This window comes from Rhizobium sp. N122, from assembly GCF_002211295.1.
Lineage (GTDB): Bacteria > Pseudomonadota > Alphaproteobacteria > Rhizobiales > Rhizobiaceae > Rhizobium.
This window is the reverse complement of the sequence record NZ_LOKU01000022.1, coordinates 50,556-72,199: the sequence shown is the minus strand read 5'-3', so window position 1 is coordinate 72,199 and position 21,644 is coordinate 50,556. Positions and strand designations below refer to the sequence as shown.

Here is a 21,644-nt window from a genome sequence, read left to right as displayed (position 1 = left end):
GCCGACGAATAAACTCTTCCGAAATATGGCCTGTCCCGCGCGTGGCATATCACAGCCTGCGCAAGGCCTACTCGCTCTGCCGCAAATTGCGGATCCGGTCGAACAGCACCGCCAGCACGATCGCCCCGCCGATAAACGTGCCCTGCCAGAAGGCGTTGATGCCGAGCAGGCCGAGGCTGTTGCGGATCACTTCGATCAGCGCGGCGCCGACCAGGGCGCCGAAGGCTGTACCGACGCCGCCGGCGAGGTTGGCGCCGCCGATGACGGCGGCGGCGATGACCTGGAGTTCCATGCCGGCGCCGATATTGGTGGTGACGGCGCCGAGCCAGCCGGTCTGGACGATGCCGGCAATGCCGGCCGAGAGCGCCGAGATCATATAGACGGCGACCTTGATGCTGCGCACCGGAACGCCGGTCAGCGTCGCGGCATGTTCATTGCCGCCGATGGCGAAGACATAGCGGCCGAAGCGGGTCCAGCGCAGTACGAAGCCGGTGAGCAACGCCAGGATGACCATGTAGAGCACCGGATTGGCGATGCCGAAAAACCAGGCGCCGCCGCCGAGCGCGAGCAGCTTGTCGTGATCGGGGCCGAACTGGAAGACGACGGTGTTGTTCGAGGCGACCATCGCCAGGCTGCGCGCGATCGACAGCATGCCGAGCGTCACCACGAAGGGCGGGAAATTGAGATAGGCGATCAGCACGCCGTTGAAGGCGCCGATCACCAGCGCCGTGACGATCGCCGCCGTGATGCCGACCTCGATGGAATAGCCGGCGTTCATGGTGACCGCCAGCACCATGCTGCAGAGGCAGAGCACCGAGCCCACCGACAGATCGATGCCGCCTGTGATGATGACGAGTGTCATGCCGAGCGCGATGATGGCGACGAAGGTGACGTTGCGGGTGATGTTGTAGAGATTCTTCGCCGTCGCGAAGGAATCGGTGGCGAAGGACAGGAAAAGGCAGGCGAGAAGCACGGCGATCAGCACCCAGAAGGTCTGGCCGCCGACAAACTCCGCAAGCCGGCTGCGCTGCTTCTGTGCAATCGTCTGGTCCAGTGTCACTGCCATGTCGACCTCTCACTCCAGATAGGGCATTTCCGTCAGCGGTATTTCTCCCGCGGGATAAGCACCGCCGCTCAGACCTGTTCGATGGCGCCGGTTATCAGGCCCGTGACTTCCTCAGGCGAACTCGCGGCAATCGCCTTGTCGGCGACCTTCCGGCCGCGGCGCATGACGATCACCCGGTCGGCGACGGTGAAAACATCGGGCATGCGATGGCTGATCAGCACCACCGCGATGCCGCGATCGCGCAGCTCGCGGATCAGGTTGAGGACTTCGGCCACCTGGCGGACCGAGATCGCCGCCGTCGGCTCGTCCATCAGCACGATCTTGGCCTCCGACAGCATGGTGCGCCCGATCGCCACCGCCTGCCGCTGGCCGCCCGACATCTGCTTGACGAGATCGCGCGGCCTGGTTTCCGATTTCAGCTCCTTGAAGATCTCGCCGGCGCGCCGGTACATCGTCTTGTAATCGAGGATGCGGAACGGGCCGATGCCGCGGCGCAGTTCGCGCCCGAGGAAGACGTTGGCGGCCGCCGTCAGATTGTTGCACAGAGCCAGATCCTGATGGACGATCTCGATGCCGTGCTGGCGCGCCTCGACCGGGCGGTGCATGACGATCTCCTTGCCCTCGAGCCGCATCGTGCCTTCGCTGGGGCGGAAGTTGCCGGCAATCATCTTGACCAGCGTGCTTTTGCCGGCGCCGTTATCGCCCATCAGGCCGACGACCTGACCGGCTTCGAGGGTAAACGACACGTCGTTGACCGCCTGGATGGCGCCGAAATGTTTCGAGATATTGGTGAGTTCGAGAACCGCGACCAGCCGACTACCCTCCCCGGAACCTGCAGGCCTGCCTTCGCCGCCGGCTGCCGATACCCGGCCGCCAGTCGGACGCCTGCGATCTCGCTCGGCCGATCTCCTCCCGGAAAAGCGATTAGGTTCATTAATGCAAAAGCGCCAGGAATCGTCAATCAAATGTCCGCTAAATCAGCCCCTCACCCCAAAAATCTATTTTGTACGACAAATACAGATTGACGCCGGAAACGCGCGCATATTAGCTGTTGCTGGGGAGAGAAGTATGCTGATCCTTGTCACCGGGGCTACGGGCAAGGTCGGGCGGCGCTTCATTACTGGGCTGCTTGACGAGCCGCGATTTTCCAAAGCACGCATTCGCGCGCTTTGCCACAATCGTGTGCTCGAGGAAACCGACCGCCTCGGTGTCGTCAAGGGCTCGATCGCCGACAGCGATGTCGTGGCCGCGGCAATGGACGGCGTCACCCATGTCGTGCACCTCGCCACGTGCAAGGAAATCCCTGAAGATGTGATGGATATCACCGTCAAGGGCCTGTTCTGGCTGCTCGAGGCGTTTCGCGCCAGCCCCACGGCCAAGCAGTTCATCCTGATCGGCGGCGATGCCGGCATCGGCCATTTCTTCTATCGCCATGACGGGCCGGTGACCGAAAAGACGCCGCATCGCGCCTATCCCGGCTGCTATGCGCTCTCCAAGGTGCTGGAAGAGGTGATGCTCGAGCAGTTCGCCATCCAGTACGGCATCAACACCTGCTGCCTGCGCGCGCCCTGGATCATGGAGAAGGACGATTTCAGGTTCACGCTGTCCTTCGGCGACGATGTCTTCGGCGGGCCGGACTGGAAGACGCTGGTGCCGGCTGATGATGCCGAGCGTTACGCGCGGGATGGCACGGTGCCGCTGCTGCACGATGCCGACGGCCGGCCGCTGAAGCGCAATTTCGTCCATGTCGACGACCTCGTTTCGGCGATCCTGGCGGCAATCGACAATCCGCGCGCCAAGGGCGAGCTTTTCAACATTTCGATGGATCGCCCGGTCGATTATGGCGAGGTCGCGGCACACCTCGCCCGCACGCGCGGGCTCGGCTCGGTCGACATCGCAAGCCAGTTTCACTCGAACTGGATGGACAACAGCAAGGCCAGATATCTCTTGGACTGGAAGCCGGTCTACGATCTGGAAAAGCTGATCAATTCGGCTTGGGACTACCAGCGTTCGAGGGAGGAGCCTCGGATCGTCTGGTATCCAGGTTGATCACGCGGCGGGTGCAGAAGCGCCCGTCTTTTTCAATGGGAGGAAGCTATGAGGAAGGCATTATTGCTTACAGCTGCAGTCCTGGCGCTGACGGCCGGACAGGCGCTCGCCGCCAAGAAGCAGCTGGTCATCGTCGTCAAAGGCCTCGACAACCCGTTCTTCGAGGCGATCAACCAGGGTTGCCAGAAGTGGAACAAGGAAAACGCATCCGCCGAATATGAATGCTTCTACACCGGCCCGGCATCGACCTCCGATGAGGCCGGCGAGGCGCAGATCGTCCAGGATATGCTGGGCAAAGCCGATACCGCCGCGATCGCCATCTCGCCGTCGAACGCCAAGCTGATTGCCCAGACGCTGAAGACCGCCAATCCGAGCGTTCCGGTGATGACGCTCGATGCCGATCTTGCGGCCGATGATGCCGCCTTGCGCAAGACCTATCTCGGCACCGACAACTATCTGATGGGCGCCAAGATCGGCGAATATATCAAGAAGGCCAAGCCGAAGGGCGGCAAGATCTGCACCATCGAAGGCAATCCCGGCGCCGACAACATCCTGCGCCGCGCCCAGGGCATGCGCGATACGCTGAGCGGCCAGAAGGGCCTGGCGGCGCTGAAAGGCGAAGGCGGCTGGACGGAGGTTGCCGGCTGCCCGGTGTTCACCAATGACGACGGCGCCAAGGGCGTGCAGGCGATGACCGACATCCTTGCCGCCAATACCGACCTCGATGCCTTCGGCATCATGGGCGGCTGGCCGCTGTTCGGCGCCCCGCAGCCCTACCGCGACCTGTTCAAGCCGATGGCCGACAAGATCGCCAAGAACGAATTCGTCATCGGCGCCGCCGACACGATCGGCGACGAAGTGGCGATCGCCAAGGAAGGCCTGGTCACCGCGCTGGTCGGCCAGCGGCCGTTCGAAATGGGCTATAAGGCGCCATCGGTGATGATGGACCTGATCGCCGGGAAGACGGTCGAGGATCCGGTGTTCACCGGGCTTGACGAATGCACCAAGGATACGGTGGATACCTGCATTCAGAAGTGATGCGGGCTATGGGTTTGCGCCGATGGCTGCCGGTTTACGCCAGTGGCTGCCGGCTTACCCAGTGGCTGCCCCTCACCCTAACCCTCTCCCCGTTCTGACGGGGAGAGGGAACGTGCCCTGCGCGAGCTTACGTGGGAACCGAGAGGTCGCCGCACATCCCCTTCTCCCCGTAAAACGGGGAGAAGGTGCCGGCAGGCGGATGAGGGGCAGCAGCGCTCGATTGCGCACCAATCCAATCCGAAAATGCCTGCATCGCCGCGGTCACCGGCCGCGATTGCAGGCGCGTCAGCCAGTAGCTGCCGAGCGAAATGGCGGTGGGAAAAGGCTGCACGATCGCACCCGAGGCGAGATGCCGTGTGAACATCGACGGCGGCGCCAGCGCCACGCCGAGCCCCTGGAGGGCGGCTTCCATCATGCCGACGGAGGAATCGAAGACGATGCCGGCATTGAGCTGCGCCGTGGGGGCAACGCCGGCGGCCTGAAACCAGGTACTCCATTCATCCGTCCGGTAACTGCGCAGCAGCACCGCCCCGGCAAGATCTTCAGGCGACTGCAGATGCTCCGCCAGTTTGGGGATGCAGAGTGGTGAAAGCGGCGCGTCGAACAGGCGTTGCGCCTCGGTGCCGTGCCACGAGCCGCTGCCGAAGCGGATGGCGAAATCCAGCCCTTCGGCGGCCGGATCGACGCGGTTGTTGTTGGTGGACATGCGGAGATCGATAAAGGGGTGCCGGCGCTGGAAATCCGCAAGCCGCGGCAACAGCCAGCCGACCGCGAATGTCCCGACCACGCCGAGGAACAGCAATTCGCGCACCTGCCCGGCTTCGATCCTGTCCAGCGTCGTCGCCATCTGGTCGAAGGATGCCGTCACCGTCGGCAGCAGCGCTTCACCTTCGGCAGTGATCTTCAAGCCGCGGGGAAGACGCTGGAACAGCGCTACGCCCAATCGCGTCTCCAGGCCTTTGACCTGCTGGCTGACCGCCGCCTGGGTGACGCAGAGCTCGATCGCCGCACGGGTGAAGCTCAGATGTCGCGCGGAGGCTTCGAAGGCGCGCAGGCCGTTCAGGGGGAGGAATTGCCGAACCATCTGAACCCTTTGTTTCGATGCATGTCGTTCTCCCGGAACCGCCGCACACGTCCCGATGACAGGCATTAGATTTTCTTGTGGCTGCTGCGAGATATCATCATTTGTGATTGCAAAACAGCGCCGGTAAACCTCCTGCCCATGCGCTTCGCGCCGGTTTGGCTGCCCTGTTGATTTGGAGGATGACGGTTATGAACAGCGTTGGGATAAAAATTTTATCGGCCGTTTTGCTCTCGGCCTGCGCTGCCACAAGCGCTTTTGCCGCCGACGAGACCCGGTTGAAGGCGATCACCGATGCCGCCATCCAGCCGATCATGGAGAAATACGCCATTCCCGGCATGGCCGTCGCCATCACCGCCGATGGCCGCGACCACATCTTCAATTATGGTGTCGTGTCGAAGGACACGGGCAAGCCGGTGGCGCCGACCACGCTGTTCGAACTCGGATCGATCAGCAAGACCTTCACCGCGACGCTGGCATCCTATGCGCAAACGAGCGGACAGCTCGCGCTGTCGGACAAGGTCGGCCAATATCTGCCGGGGATGACGGGAAAGCCGTTCGGCGATGTCGCCCTGATGCATCTCGCCACCCACACGGCAGGCGGATTTCCGCTGCAACTTCCCGATGAGATCAAGACCGAAAAACAGCTGCTCGGCTATTTCGAAGCCTGGCAGCCTTCCTATGCGGCGGGGACGCAAAGAAGTTACGCCAATCCCAGCATCGGCATGCTCGGCTATATCGTCGCGAAAGCCATGCATGGGGATTTTGCGGATCTGATCGAGGGCAGGTTGTTTGCCGCTCTCGGATTGAAGAACACCTATATCGATGTGCCGAAGGCGCGCCAGGCCGACTATGCTCAAGGCTATAAGCGCAGCGGCGAGCCGGCCCGCATGACGCCGGCCTTGCTTTCAGCCGAAGCCTATGGCGTCAAATCCACCGCAGGCGACATGATCCGCTTTGTCGGCGCCAATATGGGCCTGGTCAAGCTCGATGAAAAACTGCAGCAGGCCGTCACCGACACCCATATCGGCTATTTCAAAGCAGGGGCGATGACCCAGGATCTCATCTGGGAGCAATATGCCTATCCCGCCGCGTTGAACGATGTGCTGGAGGGCAATTCGCCGGCGATGCTGAAGACCATGCCGGTTTCGCAACTGCAACCGCCGATGCAGCCGCGCGACGATGTATGGATCAACAAGACCGGCTCGACCAACGGCTTCGGCGCCTATGTCGCCTTCATCCCCCGGGGGCGGCTGGGCATCGTCATCCTCGCCAATAAGAATTATCCCAACGAGGATCGCGTCGCCGCGGCCTATCAAATCCTGACGGCGCTTTCGGCCGACTGAGCCGGTGCATCGCGCTTGCGAAAATCGTGTCAGACTTTAGCCCGATGCGTTCGCCGGCGCCCGCGTGATACAAAACCGTCGCGAACGGCGGGCGGGCTCGAGCGCGGGTGCTCCGACGCCGAATCCAGTGGCACTACCATAAGTAAAACCGATCAATAATTAAGATTAATAGGCGAGTATTTTCTAGAACACTTCTAATGAATTGCCACGCCTTAAAGGTGATGCTAATACACACCCACCTTCTCAACGTCACAAGGCGCAATGCAATGAAAAGCGTATTGATTTCTGGCGGGGCTGGATTTATCGGATCGCATTTGTGCGACCGTCTTTTACTTAGAACCGACGTCCAAAAACTGGTCGTTGTTGACAATCTCTGGACCGGACTTTTCGACAATATCGCCCACATCAGGGATCCTCGTTTCCACTTCGTGAAATCGGACGTCGAGACGCTGCAGACGTCGGAGAAGTTTGATGAAATCTACCACCTGGCGTCGCCGGCATCGCCGCCATGGTATATGAAGGAACCGAAGCGGACGATTTCCGCCAATCTTCTCGGGGCATTCCGGCTGCTGGAGCTCTTGAAGAAGGGCGGGCGCTTCGGCTTTACCTCGACCTCCGAAGTTTATGGCGACCCTCTGGTGTCGCCGCAGCCGGAATCCTACAAGGGCCAGGTGGATTGCACCGGACCGCGCTCGTCCTACGACGAGAGCAAACGCTGCACGGAATCGCTGCTGTTCGAAACGCAGCGCACCCAGGGGCTCGACCTCAAGGTCGTGCGGCCCTTCAATATTTACGGTCCGCGCACCCGGCCCGATGACGGCCGCGCCGTCTCCAATTTCATCACCCAGGCGCTGGCGGGCCGGCCGATCACCGTGTTCGGCGACGGCAAGCAATCGCGCAGCTGGGGCTATGTCGACGACGTCGTCGATGGTTTCGCCCGCTATTTCTGGATCAACGAAACCGACTATAAGGGACCGCTGAACGTCGGCAACGATCGCGAGATTTCGGTACTCGAAGTCGCCCAATATGTGTCCAAACTGGTCGGCGGCGTGCCGATCGTCTTCGAGCCGTCACCGCCGCAGGATCCCACCAACCGGCGGCCCGACCTGACCAATGCGAACTACGTCATGCCGGAATGGTCGTGCAAGATCAGCTACGAGCAGGGCGTCGCCATGACGCTCGACTGGTTCCGGTCGAAAATAAACCTCGGCGCGGCGGAATAATCATTTCGGCCTTCGGGTTTCGTGCCTGGGATGGCGCGGCGCATGCTCACGGTACGATTTGAGAAAACAGCGCATCTGCTTGGGCGGCAGGGCGTCTGAACATGCCGCCGGCTGCAGCAGCGTCGGCCGCTACGACTTACGCGTATTGTCATAGAGTTTTGAACGCAATTTCGCCTCCATCCACTGAACGTGCTGTTCGATCATATGCGCGTGGAAACTGGGGTTATTGAGCGTGTTCAAGGTGAAGTCGGACAAAGGCGGGGGGACGTTGACCGGCTGACCCTGCCATTCGGCAAGCGCCACCGGAAGATATCTATGGATTGCCTGGCGGCTCAGCCACGGACGGAAATGCCGTGCGTCCCACGGTTCGGCGCCGATCCGGTGAGCCATGTCGCCGACGTGCACCGTCCCATTCACGATACGAGCAGCAAGCGGCCGGCGTTCCGCCAGCATGGCTTCGGCTGCCTCAAGGCCTTGGTCCAGATCGATCTCGAGCACGTCGATTTCGTCAGTGGAAGCCGTCGGAAGCCGCCAATCCTCACCCAACACTTCCGCGGCGCCGCGAAGATAATGATATCCATTGCACTGTCGCTCTACCTTATCATAGAGCCTGCGAAGGCCAGCCTTTTCCAACATTTGGAGGACGCGGGGACCAGCTTCGACGAGGGGGTCAAGGACAGAACCGGCGTGGGTAGCGATGGTCCTTTGCAGACGCCTCTTCCACCCCTTTCGTCCGGCAAACCGATGGATCGCGAGCAGCCGCTGTATGTCGGGGTGCTTGCGTGCCATCAAGGCATCGGAGCGTCCCTCTTGACGCCGGCGCACCATTTTTCGGGTGAGTGTCGTCGTTTGATGTTCGAGATGATAGCCCAATGCCTCGGGAGCAAAACGAATTGGGACTCCTTTTTTGATCAGACGCAGACCAAATTCGAAGTCTTCTCGTGCATGGGCGAATTGAGGATCGAGCCCGCCCATTGCGTGAAATAGCTCTGCATCCAGCGAAAGGTTTCCTGTCAGCACATCGGTAAAGGCGAACTGATGTCCGGGGCGGGACACGCGCTCGAAGTGCCTCGTCCACCATGCGCGCGCGGTGAGGCGGAAGCGATCCTTTGCGATGTGCGGAAGTGGCGGGTAGGGCCCCATCACGACGCCCCCAGGGTGGCACTGATGTTCCGCGGCGTGCGCCCGAACGAAGTTTTCCCCGGGCACAATGTCGTCATCAAGGAAGATCAATAAACGGCCGCTCGCGACCTGCGACCCCGCATTGCGGGCAAGTGCCGGACCGACGCCCGGCAACGTCAGGGTACGAAGCGGAAAGCGGGTAGGAAGCGACGAGAGCATTGTCGACGTGTCGTCCTCACACCCGTCCGCCACAACCAGGACTTCGAATGCTGGGGTCCCATCTCGCTGAGCGTCGAGCTTGCTTAAAAGCGATCTCAGCATGGCAGCACGATTATGCGTTGGTATGATAACGCTGATGTCAACCACGCTTATGCCCTGCCTCCCCTGCCCGCGCCCGCGCTCTGAGATAACGAACCGGGCCGCTGACGGCACCTCTGACCTGCGTTAAGGCGTCGTTGTAAGGCAGGCTGAATTGGTGTGTCGGTCGAGGTTGAAACAATCGCCGAATAAGCCTGGTGTAGGAACGAACCATGCGCGGGAGCGCCCGCGGGTTTCGCTCGAACAGGAGGGCCTTCGTCAAGATGGCGAAGGATGCAACCTCGTAGCCATACATCTGCTGCTGCAGTTCCTTGCTTGAGCGACGATGGCGGTGCCAGTTCAGAGCCTCGGGATCGTAAATGATCCGATATCCGGCTTCGAGCACACGCCGGAACATGTCGGTATCGCCACCGGCCAGACTGAGCGTTCCAGCGTCGAGAGCCTCGTCGAACCACCCGACCGCGTCAACGATCGTTCGGCGCAATGCCATGTTGACACCGGCACCCGCATGCCATCCGGTGAAGGGGTCCAGGTTATGGGCATCATAGACCTGGCGCCTGAAACCGCGGCAAAAACCGCCAAAGTGCTGAAAGGCGATCTGCGAGTCCGTCTCCAATTCTGCCGCCATGGTCAGGCCGGTTACCGCCAGCACCAGGGGGTCCTCGAAATTGCGCAGCAAGGTTCTAAGCCAGAGCGGGTCGGGAACCGCATCGTCGTCGATGAAGGCGACGATGTCTGTTTCTGCGTTGCGAAGGGCAGTATTGCGCGCGACGTCAAGACCAGGACGCGGTTCGCGCAGATATCTCACAGTGTCGAAGCGCCCGACCAAATCTCGCGTGGCCTCGTTCGATGGGGCATTGTCGACGACCAGAATATCGGCCTTGTCGGGCATGGCCAAAAGCCCGGTGAGGCAGCGCTCCAGATCTTCGGTACGATCGCGCGTGCAGATCACCACGCAAGCTTTCGGCAGTTGACTTGGGGACGGCGACGGGTCAGGGAGGGCCAGCCGATGCCTCAGCCAAGCCTCGAACACCGACGAACTGGCCGCAGACAGAATCCGGTCCTTAATCGGCGTCTTATCGCCATCGGTGTCGAAGGCGATCACAGCCTGGCCGCACGGACGACCGGCGACCCGGATCAGCACAAGGGCACCCTGATAGTCATCGGTCGGTTCAAAATCTGGCGGAAGGTCAAGAATGTCGATATCTCGAACCGCAAGGCGCATCAGGAGTTCCGATCCAAGCTGTGCTGACCCGATGCGCCGTGGTCCGGCGAGGTCGCGGTGGGGCGCGACTGCACCTGCTGCCACTGTGTCGGAGGGTTAAGCATACCCTTTCTTGGGCCGGGGCCGGTCACGGCGAGAGGATAGACTTCGGCATGATAATCATAAACCTGCTGCCAGTCGGCCGAAAAGAGGCCTACCGTAACGCGATAGTCGCCCGGCGCCAGGTCGACACGATTGAGTGTTGTTTCGATGCGCACCGTGTCCGTGTCTACGACGGGGGCGAATTCGGCCAGCTTGCTGTCGGTCTCGAAGCAGCACGTATCGTCCGCCGCGTAGATGCCGATGACGATAACCGCGTTGCGATCTCTGGCGGCGCCAACATAGGTCAGTGAAATCGACAGCCGGTCGCCCGCAACGATGGTGCTTGTCGGCGTGCTTTGCTCGTTCAGCAACATGACGGCTGTGATCTGGAGTTCGCCATTGCCGAACCGGCTGACCTGCGGCACAAGTTCGACGGGCAGTTTCGTCACGGCGAACGGTTCGTGCTGGACGCTGGCGACCTTCGCCTCGACAGCCGAGGTATAAAGCGGGAGCATTTCGTCGATGGGTCCGTAGCCCACGACGCGTCCGCCTCTCAGGAACAGCACGTGATCGCAGATTTCCCTTACCTGCGAGACGTCGTGCGACACGAAGAAGATAGTGGCGCCGCCGTTCAGTATCTCCTTCACTCTTGCAATGCACTTCTGCTGGAAGGCTTGGTCGCCGACGGCGAGGGCCTCATCGATGAGCAAGATGTCCGGGCGCACATGGACAGCCACGGCGAATGCCAGGCGCATGCGCATCCCGGTGCTGTAACTGCGAACCGGGTTCTCGACGGCCGCCTCCAGCTCGGCGAAGGCTACAATCTCGTCGAACCGCTCGGCGACCTCGGTCCGCCGCATTCCCGCGATGACCCCCAGCAGGAAGATGTTCTCGCGCCCCGTCAAATCGTCGGTCAGGCCCGCCCCGATGTCGAGCAAGGCGCCAATGCGCCCCATCACCTTGATCTGCCCTTCGTCGGGGCGACCAACGCCGCCGATCAGACGTAGCAAAGTGGACTTCCCGGCCCCGTTTAGCCCGACCACGCCGACAGCTTGCCCTGGCGCAACCGCAAAGCTGATGTGGCGCAGGCCCCAAAAGCTTTGCGACTGTCCCGCGGACCGTCCGGACAAAAGGTAACCCTTCAAGGTGGTGGAGCGTGCCCCCCCTTGCGCACGGTAGCGCTTGCCGACGTCGTGGACGGTGATGGCGCCTTGTCTCATAGTTCGTCCACGAGGCGGGCGCTGCCACGCTCGACCAGCCAAATGCCGGCAAAGAGCATCGGCAAAGAAATCAGCCCAGTTTTCCAATAGATATCAACGGGAGGCCACGTGTGTTCGACGAAAATGGCGCGGTAACCCTCGAGAATCCAGGCCATCGGGTTCCAGGTGTGAATTAACGCCATCGGTTCACTCGCCTTAAGTGGGCTGTAGAACACGGGTGTCAGGTAAAAACCCAGCATCAAAACGACGCCTACCAAGTGTTGAGTATCCCGGAAGTGGACATGCGCAATCGCAACAAGATAGGACAGGCCCATCATGAACAGCGCCTGCGCAAGGAAGACGAGTGGAAGTGCGACGACGCTCAACGTCGGGGCCCCGGTCTCGACAAACGAGATGATGAAGAGGAGTGGCAGAGCGAGCAGAAGGTGCACGGCCTGTGTAATGACTGCGACAACAGGGAGTATCCCGACCGGAAAGCCCGGCCGGCGCACCAGTTCGCTGCTGCCGGTTATGGAAGTCGTCGCTGCGGGTACGGCAGTGCTGAGCCAACCCCAGGCCAAGACGCCGGAAAAGACGAAAGTGGTGTAATGGGGAATATCCAGGGGCAGGACGTGACGAAAGAGCAGCGAAAAAACCAGCAACTGGCTCAATGGCCGCATCAAGGACCAGCCGAGTCCAATCGCGGACCGTTGGTATCTCATCTTCAGATCGCGTGCCAGAAGCTCCAACAGCAAATCGTTCCATTGCAGACAGATGTGGATCAAGGGCTTCCAATGATCGCGACGCCGGTATTGGTCCCGTCGCTTGGCGCGATCAAGCGCATCATCCTTGAGATATTCAGGCATTTCGGCTCACTTTTGCCAACGGTTAAATACACCTTGTCTCAAAGTAGTAAAGATCATCATACTCGCGAACTGACACGCTACACTAGCGGGATCGTTATCGTAGGAAGCAACAATTATGCCGATGGTTTCCATCATTACACCGGCGCATGAAGCGGAAACAACGATTTCTTCAACTTTGGAGAGCCTGATAGCGCAAAGTCATGCCGACTGGGAATGCTTCATCATTGATGATGGTTCAACCGATCGGACCGCTGAAATTGCGGACCGTTTCGCGGCTGGGGATACCCGCTTCCGTGTGCTGCGGCAGGAGCAGAGCGGCGTTTCGGCTGCTCGCAATGCGGGACTGGCACAGGCGAAAGGCGAATGGGTTGTCTTTCTCGACGCTGACGACGCGCTGGCACCCTTCCATCTCGAAACCATGCTGGCTCACACACGAACTTTGCCGCAAGCCGACATTCTGCATTGCGGTTGGCGCCGTCTGAAAAATGGTGCCCCCTGGTGGCAGTCTCACCCCGCAGTAAAAATGGACAATCCGTTTGCCGAAACAGCGCGCTATTGCCCCTTCGCGATCCACGCCGCCCTGCTTCGCCGGTCCCGGCTTGCAGAAATCGGCGGCTTCGATCCAGAGATGGCAATGTGCGAGGACTGGGACCTGTGGCAGCGCCTCGCTCGAGCTGGCGCCGAATTTGCGCCGGTTGAAGGCCTGATGGCTGACGTTAGCGTGGAGCCCGGTTCGCTGTCGTCAAACAGGCTTAAGCATCTCGATTTTGGCCTCAAGGTGATCCGGCGCGGCCACCATTCCGATCCGCGCATCGCCGATCCGGTGCCGGCGCTCGCCCAGGGAATAACAAAAGCTGCGTTGGGAATGGCGTGCTGGTATCTCGCGATCTGGCTTGTCGGCGCCTCAATAGGTCAGGGCGACAATCCTGGCGAATTGCTTGAGCGGGTCGCAGAGCCTATCCCACCTGACGCCGACGCCTACACGCTCTGCGCAATCATGATTGACGGGATTGTGGTCGGCGCCTTCCCCGACGAGCCGATTTGGCCCGGACTTTGGTCGAAGATCCAGGACAAGCTTCCGGACCTAGAGGCTTGGCTTAATCGGCATGGTCCCCAAGAAGCTTTTGGCTCCCTGTTGGTTCGTGCACTGGAGCGAAAGGTCACTGACCAGTTGCCGACCAACGTGCCCGCCACGATCGGAACAACAAGGATACAGCCAATCGATTTGGATCGACCTATCGTCGACCTTATCTTGCCCGGCATTGAGCGGTTGCGCTGTTGCATCTGGCGAGGCCCGACGCTGCTGGGGCAACTGGAGTTTGTTGTCTTCGGAGCAATCGAAGCCGATGCCATACGACATCGACTTAGGATGATGTTCGGCCTGGAGTTCGACGATCTGACGGACCCAACGGCGGTGGCAGAGGACGGCTTCGTCAATCTTCCTGTTCAGGATGACGAGCACGCCGCGGCCGCCAGCATGGCAGAGCCCAGCCACCGGGGGGTAGCTCAACGAGTACTGAAGCTCATGACGAAACTATCATATCGGACCGGAGCTAAAAACGTAACGGGTTGGTGGAGCAAGAAAGAGCCGACACCAACACCTGTCGACTCGATATCGGGCATGGCGCATGCCGGGCGCGCCGAATTCGATCGAATCGTTGAAGAGGAAAGCCAGCGGGCGGTTGCAGCCTCGAGGCAGGTGTCCAAGGGGACGCCGTCGAAAAAAACCGGTCCCGTGGGCGATGAGGTGCCGAGATACGATACGGAGGCGTATTGGGAGGAGCTGTTTTCCCAGGTCGACCCTTGGGACTACCAAAACAACTATGAGACTGTGAAATATCTTCAAACACTCTCGTTGTTGGACGATCGACGCTTTTCAAACGGCCTTGAGCTGGCCTGCGCGGAAGGAACCTTTACACGGATGTTGGCCTCCCGCGTCGACAACCTGCTGGCGACCGACATTTCGGCGTCGGCAGTCGCTCGGGCGGCCTCGCTTCAGGACCATGATTCCGCGGTAGCCTATCGGCAGTTGGATCTTTTGAGCGACGAGCTGGAAGGGCCTTACGATCTCATCGTCTGCAGTGAAGTTCTGTACTATTTCGAAAACAGAGAAAAACTCCGCCAGATAGTCGACAAGATTGCGGGCAGTCTTCGCACTGGTGGTTGGTTCGTGACGGCCCACGCCAACCTCCTGATTGATAGGCCGCATGAGACAGGATTCGGATGGCCGCATGAATTCGGTGCGGTCGGCATAGGCGAGATGTTTGACCAGCACCCGGATTTAACTCTCTCGGTCGAAGCCAAAAGTCCGCTCTATAGAATCCAAAGGTTCGAGAAGGTGGAGCACGGGTGCGGCCTTGAGCCGACACGCGTGGAAGTCAAGACGGCGCAGCCTTTACCCATTCAGGTCGCCAGCCAGGTACGCTGGAGAGGGGGGCAAGTTGTGGAAGCGGCCGCCGACTGGAACGATGTCCCGATCTTGATGTATCATCAGGTTTCGGACGACGGTGCCGAACAGCTTGCTCGATACCGCCAGTCCCCGGAGGCTTTCGAAACCCAACTGGCTTTCCTGCGCGACTCCGGATGGCGCGGGATGACTTTGGACCGGCTGCTTGCTTGTTTCGATGAAGGTGCCAAACCGCCAGAGAAGACATTGGTCCTGACCTTCGACGACGCAACGCGCGATTTCATGACGCATGCCCTCCCACTGCTTCATCGATACGGCTTCCCATCCTCACTTTTTGTGCCAACCGGCAGGGTCGGCGGCTCTGCAATATGGGATTCGGCCTATGGATCGCCAGCTCCACTGCTAACGTGGGAGGAACTTGCGGCAGTCGCAGACAGCGACGTGACGCTGGGTGCCCACGGTGTCCGGCACGTGCGTTTATCTGCCCTTGCACCGGAGAGCCTATTACGAGAGCTTGCTGGCTCCAAAGCTATGCTTGAAAAATGCCTGGGCCGAGAAGTGCTGGCGGTCGCATATCCTTACGGCGACTTCGACCCCGCCATCCGGGACATAGCCGAACAATGTGGTTACCGGATCGGGTTAAGCTGCGTCGGTGGCACGGTGCGGGCGGATGCCGATAAGCTCGCATTGAAAAGACAGGAGGTTTTTCGCGGGATCACCCAGTCAGAGTTCACAAATCTGCTATTTGGCTGAGACAAGAATGGGGGATTCCACCGTCCAACCCGCATCGTACTTTGTTCCTAGGGCAAAGCGATGATTGGGATTTGGAGAGAAATAAGGTTCCTGCTTCAGCCATGATCGGGCCTTTTTTTTGAGGTTCCTCATTGCCTTTGATCTCGCGTCGACCACAAGCATCTGGGCGGCAATTGGCTTGTCATGTCGCGACATGGTAGCCACAAGTCCGATGAGCGCGCGGTATTGGCCTTGTTCAACCGCCCTCTGGGCGAGCCACCGGCCACAGCGGCGTAGGCCGGCCCGGATTGCAAGACCCTTTTCCGGGTGTCTCTTTAGCATTTCCTCCGCGACCAGGATCCAGGACCGAAGCATTCGCGTCAGATTGGCTGACATGTTGTCGGGGGTTTGGCGATAGCCAACAAGATGATCCGGCACCACGACAAAATGCGAGAGTTCAGCGGCCAGGCAGTAGAAGAGATAATCTTCACATCCCTGCGCCTCGCGCTGTTGGAGTGAGGAGTCAAATCCTCCCGTCGCGTCGAGGACATTCCGCCGGACGAGTGGCGAGCTTCCATTTCCAATGAAGTTTTCGGCAAGGACTTCGTCCAGCACATCTCCCTCGACCGAAATCTCATTGCTCCGGTAAATAACGTAATTCTTGTGGTCGATCATCGCATACCAAGTGTAGACCAGCCCAACTTGCGGGCCGCCGGTCTCCAATACCATCAATTGTCGCTCGATTTTATCAGGTGACCAAAGGTCATCAGCATCAAGAAATGCCACTAGGTCGGCCGAGGTAGAGCGCCAACCCGCATTTCGGGCAGCAGCGACGCCGGCATTTCTTTGTTTCAATACTCGCACGCGCGGATCAATTTTAACGATTTCTTGTGCAATAGCCAGGGTATCGTCCTTGGAACCGTCGTCCACCACGATGATATCAAGCGCGCGATGCGTTTGATTGCGAACGCTGCTGATTGTTTCAGCCAGAGTTCCTTGCGCGTTGTAGGCCGGGATCACAACAGCAACAGTTACTTCACTTCCTGCCGATTTCTTCAAGCTCTCAACTCCGAAGTCCACACGATCGCAAAGAGGTTACACCAGGATGGACGTTTGAGTTTCCATAAATGGAGTAATGGCTATTCGACAAAGATATTTCTAGCCAGCAGATGTTCATAGTCGAGAAAGTGCGGTGCAAAAGCGACGCGCGCCGCCAGAAAGACAGTTACCATCTGCCTGTGAGAAAGCTGTTATGTATCCATCCCGCTTCGCGCTTTCAGTACCGTGGCGGGAAGGAGATTATTGCTCGTCATTGCTCGCCTCCTTCACCGCGACCATCAGAAGGTTTGGCGACAACGGTACTCCGTTCCGCATCGCTCATGCCTCGCATCGGCGGTCGACCGAACGGTATGCTCAGTTGCTTGATCGGCATTCTCGCCGGCTGAGGCCGCCCGAAATGCGGTCCAAAGCACCGTCATCATCAAGCTGATACAGGGCTGAGGATCCGGTGTTCGTGGCTTACCGCGCGCAGCAGAGACACGGTCGCCGCCCAGTCCTAAAAATGATGGTGCTTGAAAATGCTCGTCGGAGTGAGCTTCATTCGGAGGCCCTTGAGGGACACTACGCTGCACAACCAGCGCTAATGTAATATTTTAAATAAAGTATAACAACCAAATAATAATCTTGGACAGGATCGAATTCAATTGCAATAATACCGACGCACTGTGCAAGCATTTCCTACCGGAGGACCCGTCATCCACCCCGACGGGTCCTCTGCTTTTCTTCCCGAAGGCTGGCCGAAAATACGATTGCTGTTGCTTCAACGTCAAAAATATTGCTTCGACCAGTGCTATCGCCGGGCAGAGATCCGCATGATGAGATAAGCTCACATTTTTCGACTGAAAGACAGAACGTCCGCCGCCCGCCCAAGCGGGATCAAAAGCTATATTTCAACTTCGGCCCGATACCACCTATACCTCAATGTAATTTCATCAAACGGCGATGTCATACGATCGATACCGGAACATTTTAAACGATAATAAAACCGAGAACCATGAAAATAATAATACCCTTTTTGATTAGAATTTAAGCCCAGCTGTTAACTGATACTTAAATACAACCCCTGTCTGAAAGTTACGATTTTACCTTTTGATGAACATTTTCTTGATCACTCGGACTGTCGGTTACAGGTTATTCTGTCTTTAATTCACCAACCTCGGTTCCAGTGTTTTCAGAAGGGAAAAAAGTCAGCTGAAGCCGCTTCCCACCTCGGGCTTCAGCCGCCGATACCTTGCCCGGCTCGGGAGAAGTAGATCGCTCGGCTGTCACAAAGATGCCCGCGCGCCGAAGCGTTGCCGGTGCCACTAAAGACCGTCCGGTGACGGCAGCGGAGATGCACGATAGGGCAACGTATTGCTGAATCAGATGGTTAGACGGAAAATACAGTTCAGGTCCGTCGGCAGCACCAGTCCATCCATTTCCCCCGCGAGGCATGGGTTCCGGTATATCCGACAAGGATACCCGCGCCAGGCCGCGGCGTCAGCCACGTTCGCGATCCTTTCAATACGAAGGACAGGCCCTCTTCGAGCCCATCCCGTTCAACACGCCAAAGACGTCTTATGGCATGTCACACCTGTGTCGAAATGGTCGCACATCGACAGGGAATTAACCCTTCATAAAGCATTTGCTTGCTCAACTTATAATTTGTGTCATGGTCACTGTAAGTAGTGAAGGAGCCGACCTGATGGGTGATATAGCGTCGCATATTCCGGAATTTGGTTACGATGAACGCGTGATGATCTGCCGGAAGCAGATCGAGAAGGCGGTTTATCAATTCATTGCAAATACGAAGGTCGAGGGGTGCGATCCGGCGGAAGTCGCAATGGCCATCGCAGACATTGCCGACGATTATATCTTACTGCTGGCCCAGAAGCGCAATTTGACCCACTGAGATAGGGATGGGCCGTCGATCGGCCGATCGCGCAGAAGCCATGTGAACGCCGCTTCCCCTTCTGGAAGCAACGTCAGGGATATCCATTACCCTTCGTTTGAAACCATCAGCGGATCGTTTCCGGCAGACCCTGAATAACGCGCCGACCATCCGCCGCTCGCAACGAGCCGGGCGTCTCCAAGCTGCAATTGAGATGGATTTGCTAAGGCTCGGATATCGGTTTTCACCCCGTTATCTCCCCGCGATAGGGTCGAATAGTCCCGCGAGTGCCACGTCGTAACAGCCCATGCATTGCGCCGAGCACCGAGTCCCTTGTTTTTTGCATGTCGCCCGGAACGCTGCACACTTCCGGGCGGCATGCATCAGAGTGGTCCAACTTTTCACGGAAGCATAGAACCGCTCTAGTCTTTTGTTTTTACACAACTCACGGCAAAAGCGCTTCGTGCTTTGCCCGGGAAAGCCGCTTCATGCTTTCTCTGGCATTGCTCTAATCTAATGCGCATCGCATGAAACTCATGCGACGCGCATTGGTTCTCTGTTTTTATGCATGTCGCTGTCCCGGAACCGCCGCACGCTTCCGGGCTATATGTTTTAGTGACGGCTCGCGCTCACTTGCGGAACCGGCGAGCCCAATTCGGCAAGTTCACTGGTCAAACCGTCCCCAACCTCTTGCTTCACGGCCTCGAGCGCCAGATCGAGGCAATTCGTCGCGAACTGCAATTTGACATCCTGAGCGACCTGTCGCGCGTAGGCAATCATCCGCGCCAGCGCGATGAGTTCGTTCAGACCGTCTTCCGCCCTCTGGTCTGCATCTACCTTGGCAATCGATGTCACGCCCATGACCATTTCTCCAACGAATTGAAGGCATGATACGCGCGATGAGGTCGTCGAGCCCGTGAAAAAAGCGTGACACAACCCTTGGTGAAAACTGCCATCTTCAATTTACAATGCAGAACGCGTATGGAACGCGGTTGCGTGCAGTTTCCAGGGCAGATCGACGTTCGAACGGATATCGCGGGCGTCCTGTACGGCTTTCAGCAATTCCAAGGCATCAAGGCGTTTTTGATCGACGGAATTCGAAAGAAGTGCCGCCAGCAGCTGCGGACGGTCCGGCTCGGCAATCCCGGCGCATTGCTCGACGATCGCCCGCCACGTCCGCCTTTTGAAAAAGATCGCGTTTGCCGCATCTTCGAGCTCCTGACGCAACCCACCTGCCAGCAGCCCCCGATCCTCCATCGCATCGAGCGTGGCGCTGACATTGACGAGCGGTATCGTCAGCGGCTTGCTGCCCAGCGCGCTCGGCGCGTGCATGAGTGCGACGGCGGCATCGTCGACCAGCCGGCCGGTGCGATAGTCCTCAAAAATGCGGCCGAGCCCGATCATCCCGAACGGTTGACATTCCGCAGCCCGCAAGGCGCCCATGCTTGCGGCCCCGAAAACGGCCACGCCAAGCGAGAGGGCATGGAGAATTTCCTTGTGCCAGACCGGTGCGGCATATTCGAAGCCGCCGTCGATCAGGCCGACGACGTTGGCGCCCTGCTCCACCTGAGCCAGGACATCGCCCTGCATGGCAGGAGGCAGGACGTGTATCGCCTCGCCGGCAAGCGATGCCGCCTCGGGAAGACTGGGACCTGCGAAAATGATCTTCAAAATCCCATCGCCTTGGCCAGAGCCCTTGTTCCAAATCGCCGGGCGCGCTCTCCCTCCGGATTTTCGAGCTCGGGAATAACCACCTTGACGACGCTGAAGGGAAGGGTGTCGTCGCTAAGGTCAACCCGGATGACCGAAGCGACCCCTCTGTTGCGCAGAACGTCAAGCACATGCTGCAGGAGTTGCGTCAGATCCTGTGGCCGAAATCCTGCCGCGTCGTCATCGCGCAGCGCGGCAGGCGGTGCGGCAACCGCGTCAAAGGCCCGCCGCATCAGCGGCGGGAGGGATCTCGAGAAGGTTGCAGGAGAAATATCGTCCCTGGCGCCGCTGATATAGGTCAGCCGGGATTGCACGGCTTCCGTCACCGCCCGAATGGCCGCGCGCACGGGGGACGGATGCGCTCCGCTGCCGCCGGTTACCTCGACGAGGCGAATTTGCCTGTCAGAACCAGGATGCCTGGAGCCCGCAATGAGCTCTCCGGGGCCCAGCACGGCGGTGAAACAGGGGATTGCGATGTCACTGGTGATGTCGAATAGCCTGAGTGCCAATCCCGATGCTTCGATCTTGTCGATCAGCCCGTTGAGGGCGTGGTCCTCAAAGCCGCGAGGATCCACGCAGCCGGCATAGCGATCGACTTCTCCGCCCACCAGCCACAGCACATGAGCGTCACGCTCGATACGCTCCAGCACGCCATGCAAGACTGCCTCCTCGGCACTGTTTCCCGAAGCCAGGCCATCCGACGACATCCAGTATCGCGCGTCACGCGTCCGGTCGAGTACCACCGCTTCGAAGGGAATGTGGATCTCTTCGCCGCTGAGGATATTGACCCCCGCGACCCATTCGGTCTCGTCATCCGGCCCGAGATCGGGTTTATGGACGGCGGTCAGGCAGCTCAATCTGTCGACCTGGCAGCCCATTGCCTGCAGGCGGGCGGAGGAACCGTGGACGCGCTTGATGAAGGGTTCGCCGGCAACGGCTCGTTCGAGCGCCTCCATGACGGTGGATACTTTTGCGTCCAGATCGGTCAGGCCCTTTCCCTGAGCAATCACGATCGACCGTGAATTCGGGGCATAGGCGCACCAGACGGGGATTCCGATGTCGTCCAATCCGGTATGTCGCGCAACCCTGGTAATGCCGAACCTGGCCAAGAAAGGTTCGACCCGGATAAGAGTCTCCGCCGGCGGTACGATCCTGTCGGAATAGTGGACCCGGCGCGTCAGAATGATGCCTCAGCCGTCGACGCTGAATTCATAGTTCGGGCAGAGATACGGGCCATTATCAACAGCCTCTT

The 21,644-nt window shown here is 59.2% G+C and carries 18 protein-coding genes; 6 read left to right on the top strand and 12 right to left on the bottom strand.

The window, feature by feature from the left end; translation table 11 throughout:
* Positions 1-67 precede the first annotated feature (67 nt).
* A complete protein-coding gene (locus ATY75_RS16750; protein ID WP_049733778.1) occupies positions 68-1,066 on the bottom strand; it encodes an ABC transporter permease in 999 nt (332 codons plus the stop codon).
* A gap of 68 nt (positions 1,067-1,134) precedes the next feature.
* Positions 1,135-2,004: an ATP-binding cassette domain-containing protein gene (locus ATY75_RS16745; protein ID WP_348627410.1), complete on the bottom strand. Its 870-nt coding sequence runs from the start codon at positions 2,002-2,004 to the stop codon at positions 1,135-1,137.
* 130 nt (positions 2,005-2,134) lie between these two features.
* Between ATY75_RS16745 and ATY75_RS16740 the strand changes: the two genes are divergently transcribed.
* Both ATY75_RS16740 and ATY75_RS16735 read left to right on the top strand, forming a co-directional pair.
* Positions 2,135-3,115: an NAD(P)-dependent oxidoreductase gene (locus ATY75_RS16740; protein ID WP_088938436.1), complete on the top strand. Its 981-nt coding sequence runs from the start codon at positions 2,135-2,137 to the stop codon at positions 3,113-3,115.
* A 48-nt stretch (positions 3,116-3,163) separates the two neighbouring features.
* Positions 3,164-4,153, top strand: a complete 990-nt coding sequence (locus ATY75_RS16735; RefSeq protein WP_088938435.1) for a substrate-binding domain-containing protein — start codon at positions 3,164-3,166, stop codon at positions 4,151-4,153.
* 127 nt (positions 4,154-4,280) lie between these two features.
* Here ATY75_RS16735 and ATY75_RS16730 read toward each other — a convergent pair whose 3' ends face one another.
* Entirely contained in the window at positions 4,281-5,237 is a 957-nt protein-coding gene (locus ATY75_RS16730) for a LysR family transcriptional regulator (RefSeq protein ID WP_245317593.1), read from the bottom strand.
* A 97-nt stretch (positions 5,238-5,334) separates the two neighbouring features.
* The gene (locus ATY75_RS35075) at positions 5,335-5,526 is read right to left on the bottom strand and encodes a hypothetical protein (RefSeq protein WP_245317592.1); all 192 of its coding nucleotides are present in this window, start codon (positions 5,524-5,526) and stop codon (positions 5,335-5,337) included.
* Between ATY75_RS35075 and ampC the strand changes: the two genes are divergently transcribed.
* Positions 5,462-6,580 carry a class C beta-lactamase gene (gene ampC / locus ATY75_RS16725; protein WP_280950599.1) on the top strand — a complete coding sequence of 373 codons (1,119 nt, stop codon included), beginning with the start codon at positions 5,462-5,464 and terminating at the stop codon, positions 6,578-6,580. The two genes, ATY75_RS35075 and ampC, sit on opposite strands and share 65 nt — an antisense overlap.
* Positions 6,581-6,846: 266 nt before the next feature.
* Positions 6,847-7,803, top strand: a complete 957-nt coding sequence (locus ATY75_RS16720; protein WP_088938433.1) for an NAD-dependent epimerase/dehydratase family protein — start codon at positions 6,847-6,849, stop codon at positions 7,801-7,803.
* A 129-nt stretch (positions 7,804-7,932) separates the two neighbouring features.
* Here the strand turns inward: ATY75_RS16720 and ATY75_RS16715 are convergent, their stop codons facing one another.
* Genes ATY75_RS16715 through ATY75_RS16700 form a run of 4 tightly spaced genes read right to left on the bottom strand, consistent with a single transcriptional unit; the run spans position 7,933 to position 12,614 of the window.
* A complete protein-coding gene (locus ATY75_RS16715) occupies positions 7,933-9,291 on the bottom strand; it encodes a glycosyltransferase (RefSeq protein ID WP_088938432.1) in 1,359 nt (452 codons plus the stop codon).
* Positions 9,284-10,468, bottom strand: coding sequence for a glycosyltransferase (locus tag ATY75_RS16710; RefSeq protein WP_088938431.1), 1,185 nt, complete (start codon positions 10,466-10,468; stop codon positions 9,284-9,286). The genes ATY75_RS16715 and ATY75_RS16710 overlap by 8 nt, the downstream gene beginning before the upstream one ends.
* On the bottom strand, positions 10,468-11,769 hold the full coding sequence (locus ATY75_RS16705; RefSeq protein ID WP_088938430.1) for an ABC transporter ATP-binding protein: 1,302 nt from the start codon (positions 11,767-11,769) through the stop codon (positions 10,468-10,470). Before ATY75_RS16705 ends, ATY75_RS16710 begins: the two co-directional genes overlap by 1 nt.
* Entirely contained in the window at positions 11,766-12,614 is an 849-nt protein-coding gene (locus ATY75_RS16700; protein ID WP_088938429.1) for an ABC transporter permease, read from the bottom strand. The genes ATY75_RS16705 and ATY75_RS16700 overlap by 4 nt, the downstream gene beginning before the upstream one ends.
* A 115-nt stretch (positions 12,615-12,729) precedes the next feature.
* Here ATY75_RS16700 and ATY75_RS16695 point away from each other — a divergent pair, with 115 nt between their 5' ends.
* On the top strand, positions 12,730-15,774 hold the full coding sequence (locus tag ATY75_RS16695; protein ID WP_088938428.1) for a trifunctional glycosyltransferase/class I SAM-dependent methyltransferase/polysaccharide deacetylase: 3,045 nt from the start codon (positions 12,730-12,732) through the stop codon (positions 15,772-15,774).
* Here the strand turns inward: ATY75_RS16695 and ATY75_RS16690 are convergent.
* Positions 15,763-16,812: a glycosyltransferase family 2 protein gene (locus ATY75_RS16690; protein ID WP_088938446.1), complete on the bottom strand. Its 1,050-nt coding sequence runs from the start codon at positions 16,810-16,812 to the stop codon at positions 15,763-15,765. The two genes, ATY75_RS16695 and ATY75_RS16690, sit on opposite strands and share 12 nt — an antisense overlap.
* Before the next feature lie 1,684 nt (positions 16,813-18,496).
* Between ATY75_RS16690 and ATY75_RS16685 the strand changes: the two genes are divergently transcribed.
* Positions 18,497-18,703 (top strand): hypothetical protein, encoded by a 207-nt coding sequence (locus ATY75_RS16685; protein ID WP_064840324.1) that lies wholly within the window; start codon positions 18,497-18,499, stop codon positions 18,701-18,703.
* Positions 18,704-19,294: 591 nt separating this feature from the next.
* Here the strand turns inward: ATY75_RS16685 and ATY75_RS16680 are convergent.
* The 3 genes from ATY75_RS16680 to ATY75_RS16670 form a co-directional block, all read right to left on the bottom strand.
* Positions 19,295-19,543, bottom strand: a complete 249-nt coding sequence (locus ATY75_RS16680) for a hypothetical protein (RefSeq protein WP_064840326.1) — start codon at positions 19,541-19,543, stop codon at positions 19,295-19,297.
* 102 nt (positions 19,544-19,645) lie between these two features.
* The gene (locus ATY75_RS16675) at positions 19,646-20,353 is read right to left on the bottom strand and encodes a TfuA-like protein (RefSeq protein ID WP_088938427.1); all 708 of its coding nucleotides are present in this window, start codon (positions 20,351-20,353) and stop codon (positions 19,646-19,648) included.
* Positions 20,350-21,573: a YcaO-like family protein gene (locus ATY75_RS16670; protein WP_088938426.1), complete on the bottom strand. Its 1,224-nt coding sequence runs from the start codon at positions 21,571-21,573 to the stop codon at positions 20,350-20,352. The genes ATY75_RS16675 and ATY75_RS16670 overlap by 4 nt, the downstream gene beginning before the upstream one ends.
* Positions 21,574-21,644 lie beyond the last annotated feature (71 nt).

Excerpts from the sequence above, each read along its gene's own strand:
- ATY75_RS16750 (WP_049733778.1), bottom strand. The coding sequence starts at position 1,066 with ATGGCAGTGACACTGGACCAGACGATTGCACAGAAGCAGCGCAGCCGG.
- ATY75_RS16740 (WP_088938436.1), top strand. The coding sequence starts at position 2,135 with ATGCTGATCCTTGTCACCGGGGCTACGGGCAAGGTCGGGCGGCGCTTC.
- ATY75_RS16735 (WP_088938435.1), top strand. The coding sequence starts at position 3,164 with ATGAGGAAGGCATTATTGCTTACAGCTGCAGTCCTGGCGCTGACGGCC.
- ATY75_RS16730 (WP_245317593.1), bottom strand. The coding sequence starts at position 5,237 with ATGGTTCGGCAATTCCTCCCCCTGAACGGCCTGCGCGCCTTCGAAGCC.
- ATY75_RS16720 (WP_088938433.1), top strand. The coding sequence starts at position 6,847 with ATGAAAAGCGTATTGATTTCTGGCGGGGCTGGATTTATCGGATCGCAT.
- ATY75_RS16710 (WP_088938431.1), bottom strand. The coding sequence starts at position 10,468 with ATGCGCCTTGCGGTTCGAGATATCGACATTCTTGACCTTCCGCCAGAT.
- ATY75_RS16705 (WP_088938430.1), bottom strand. The coding sequence starts at position 11,769 with ATGAGACAAGGCGCCATCACCGTCCACGACGTCGGCAAGCGCTACCGT.
- ATY75_RS16700 (WP_088938429.1), bottom strand. The coding sequence starts at position 12,614 with ATGCCTGAATATCTCAAGGATGATGCGCTTGATCGCGCCAAGCGACGG.
- ATY75_RS16695 (WP_088938428.1), top strand. The coding sequence starts at position 12,730 with ATGCCGATGGTTTCCATCATTACACCGGCGCATGAAGCGGAAACAACG.
- ATY75_RS16685 (WP_064840324.1), top strand. The coding sequence starts at position 18,497 with ATGGGTGATATAGCGTCGCATATTCCGGAATTTGGTTACGATGAACGC.
- ATY75_RS16680 (WP_064840326.1), bottom strand. The coding sequence starts at position 19,543 with ATGGGCGTGACATCGATTGCCAAGGTAGATGCAGACCAGAGGGCGGAA.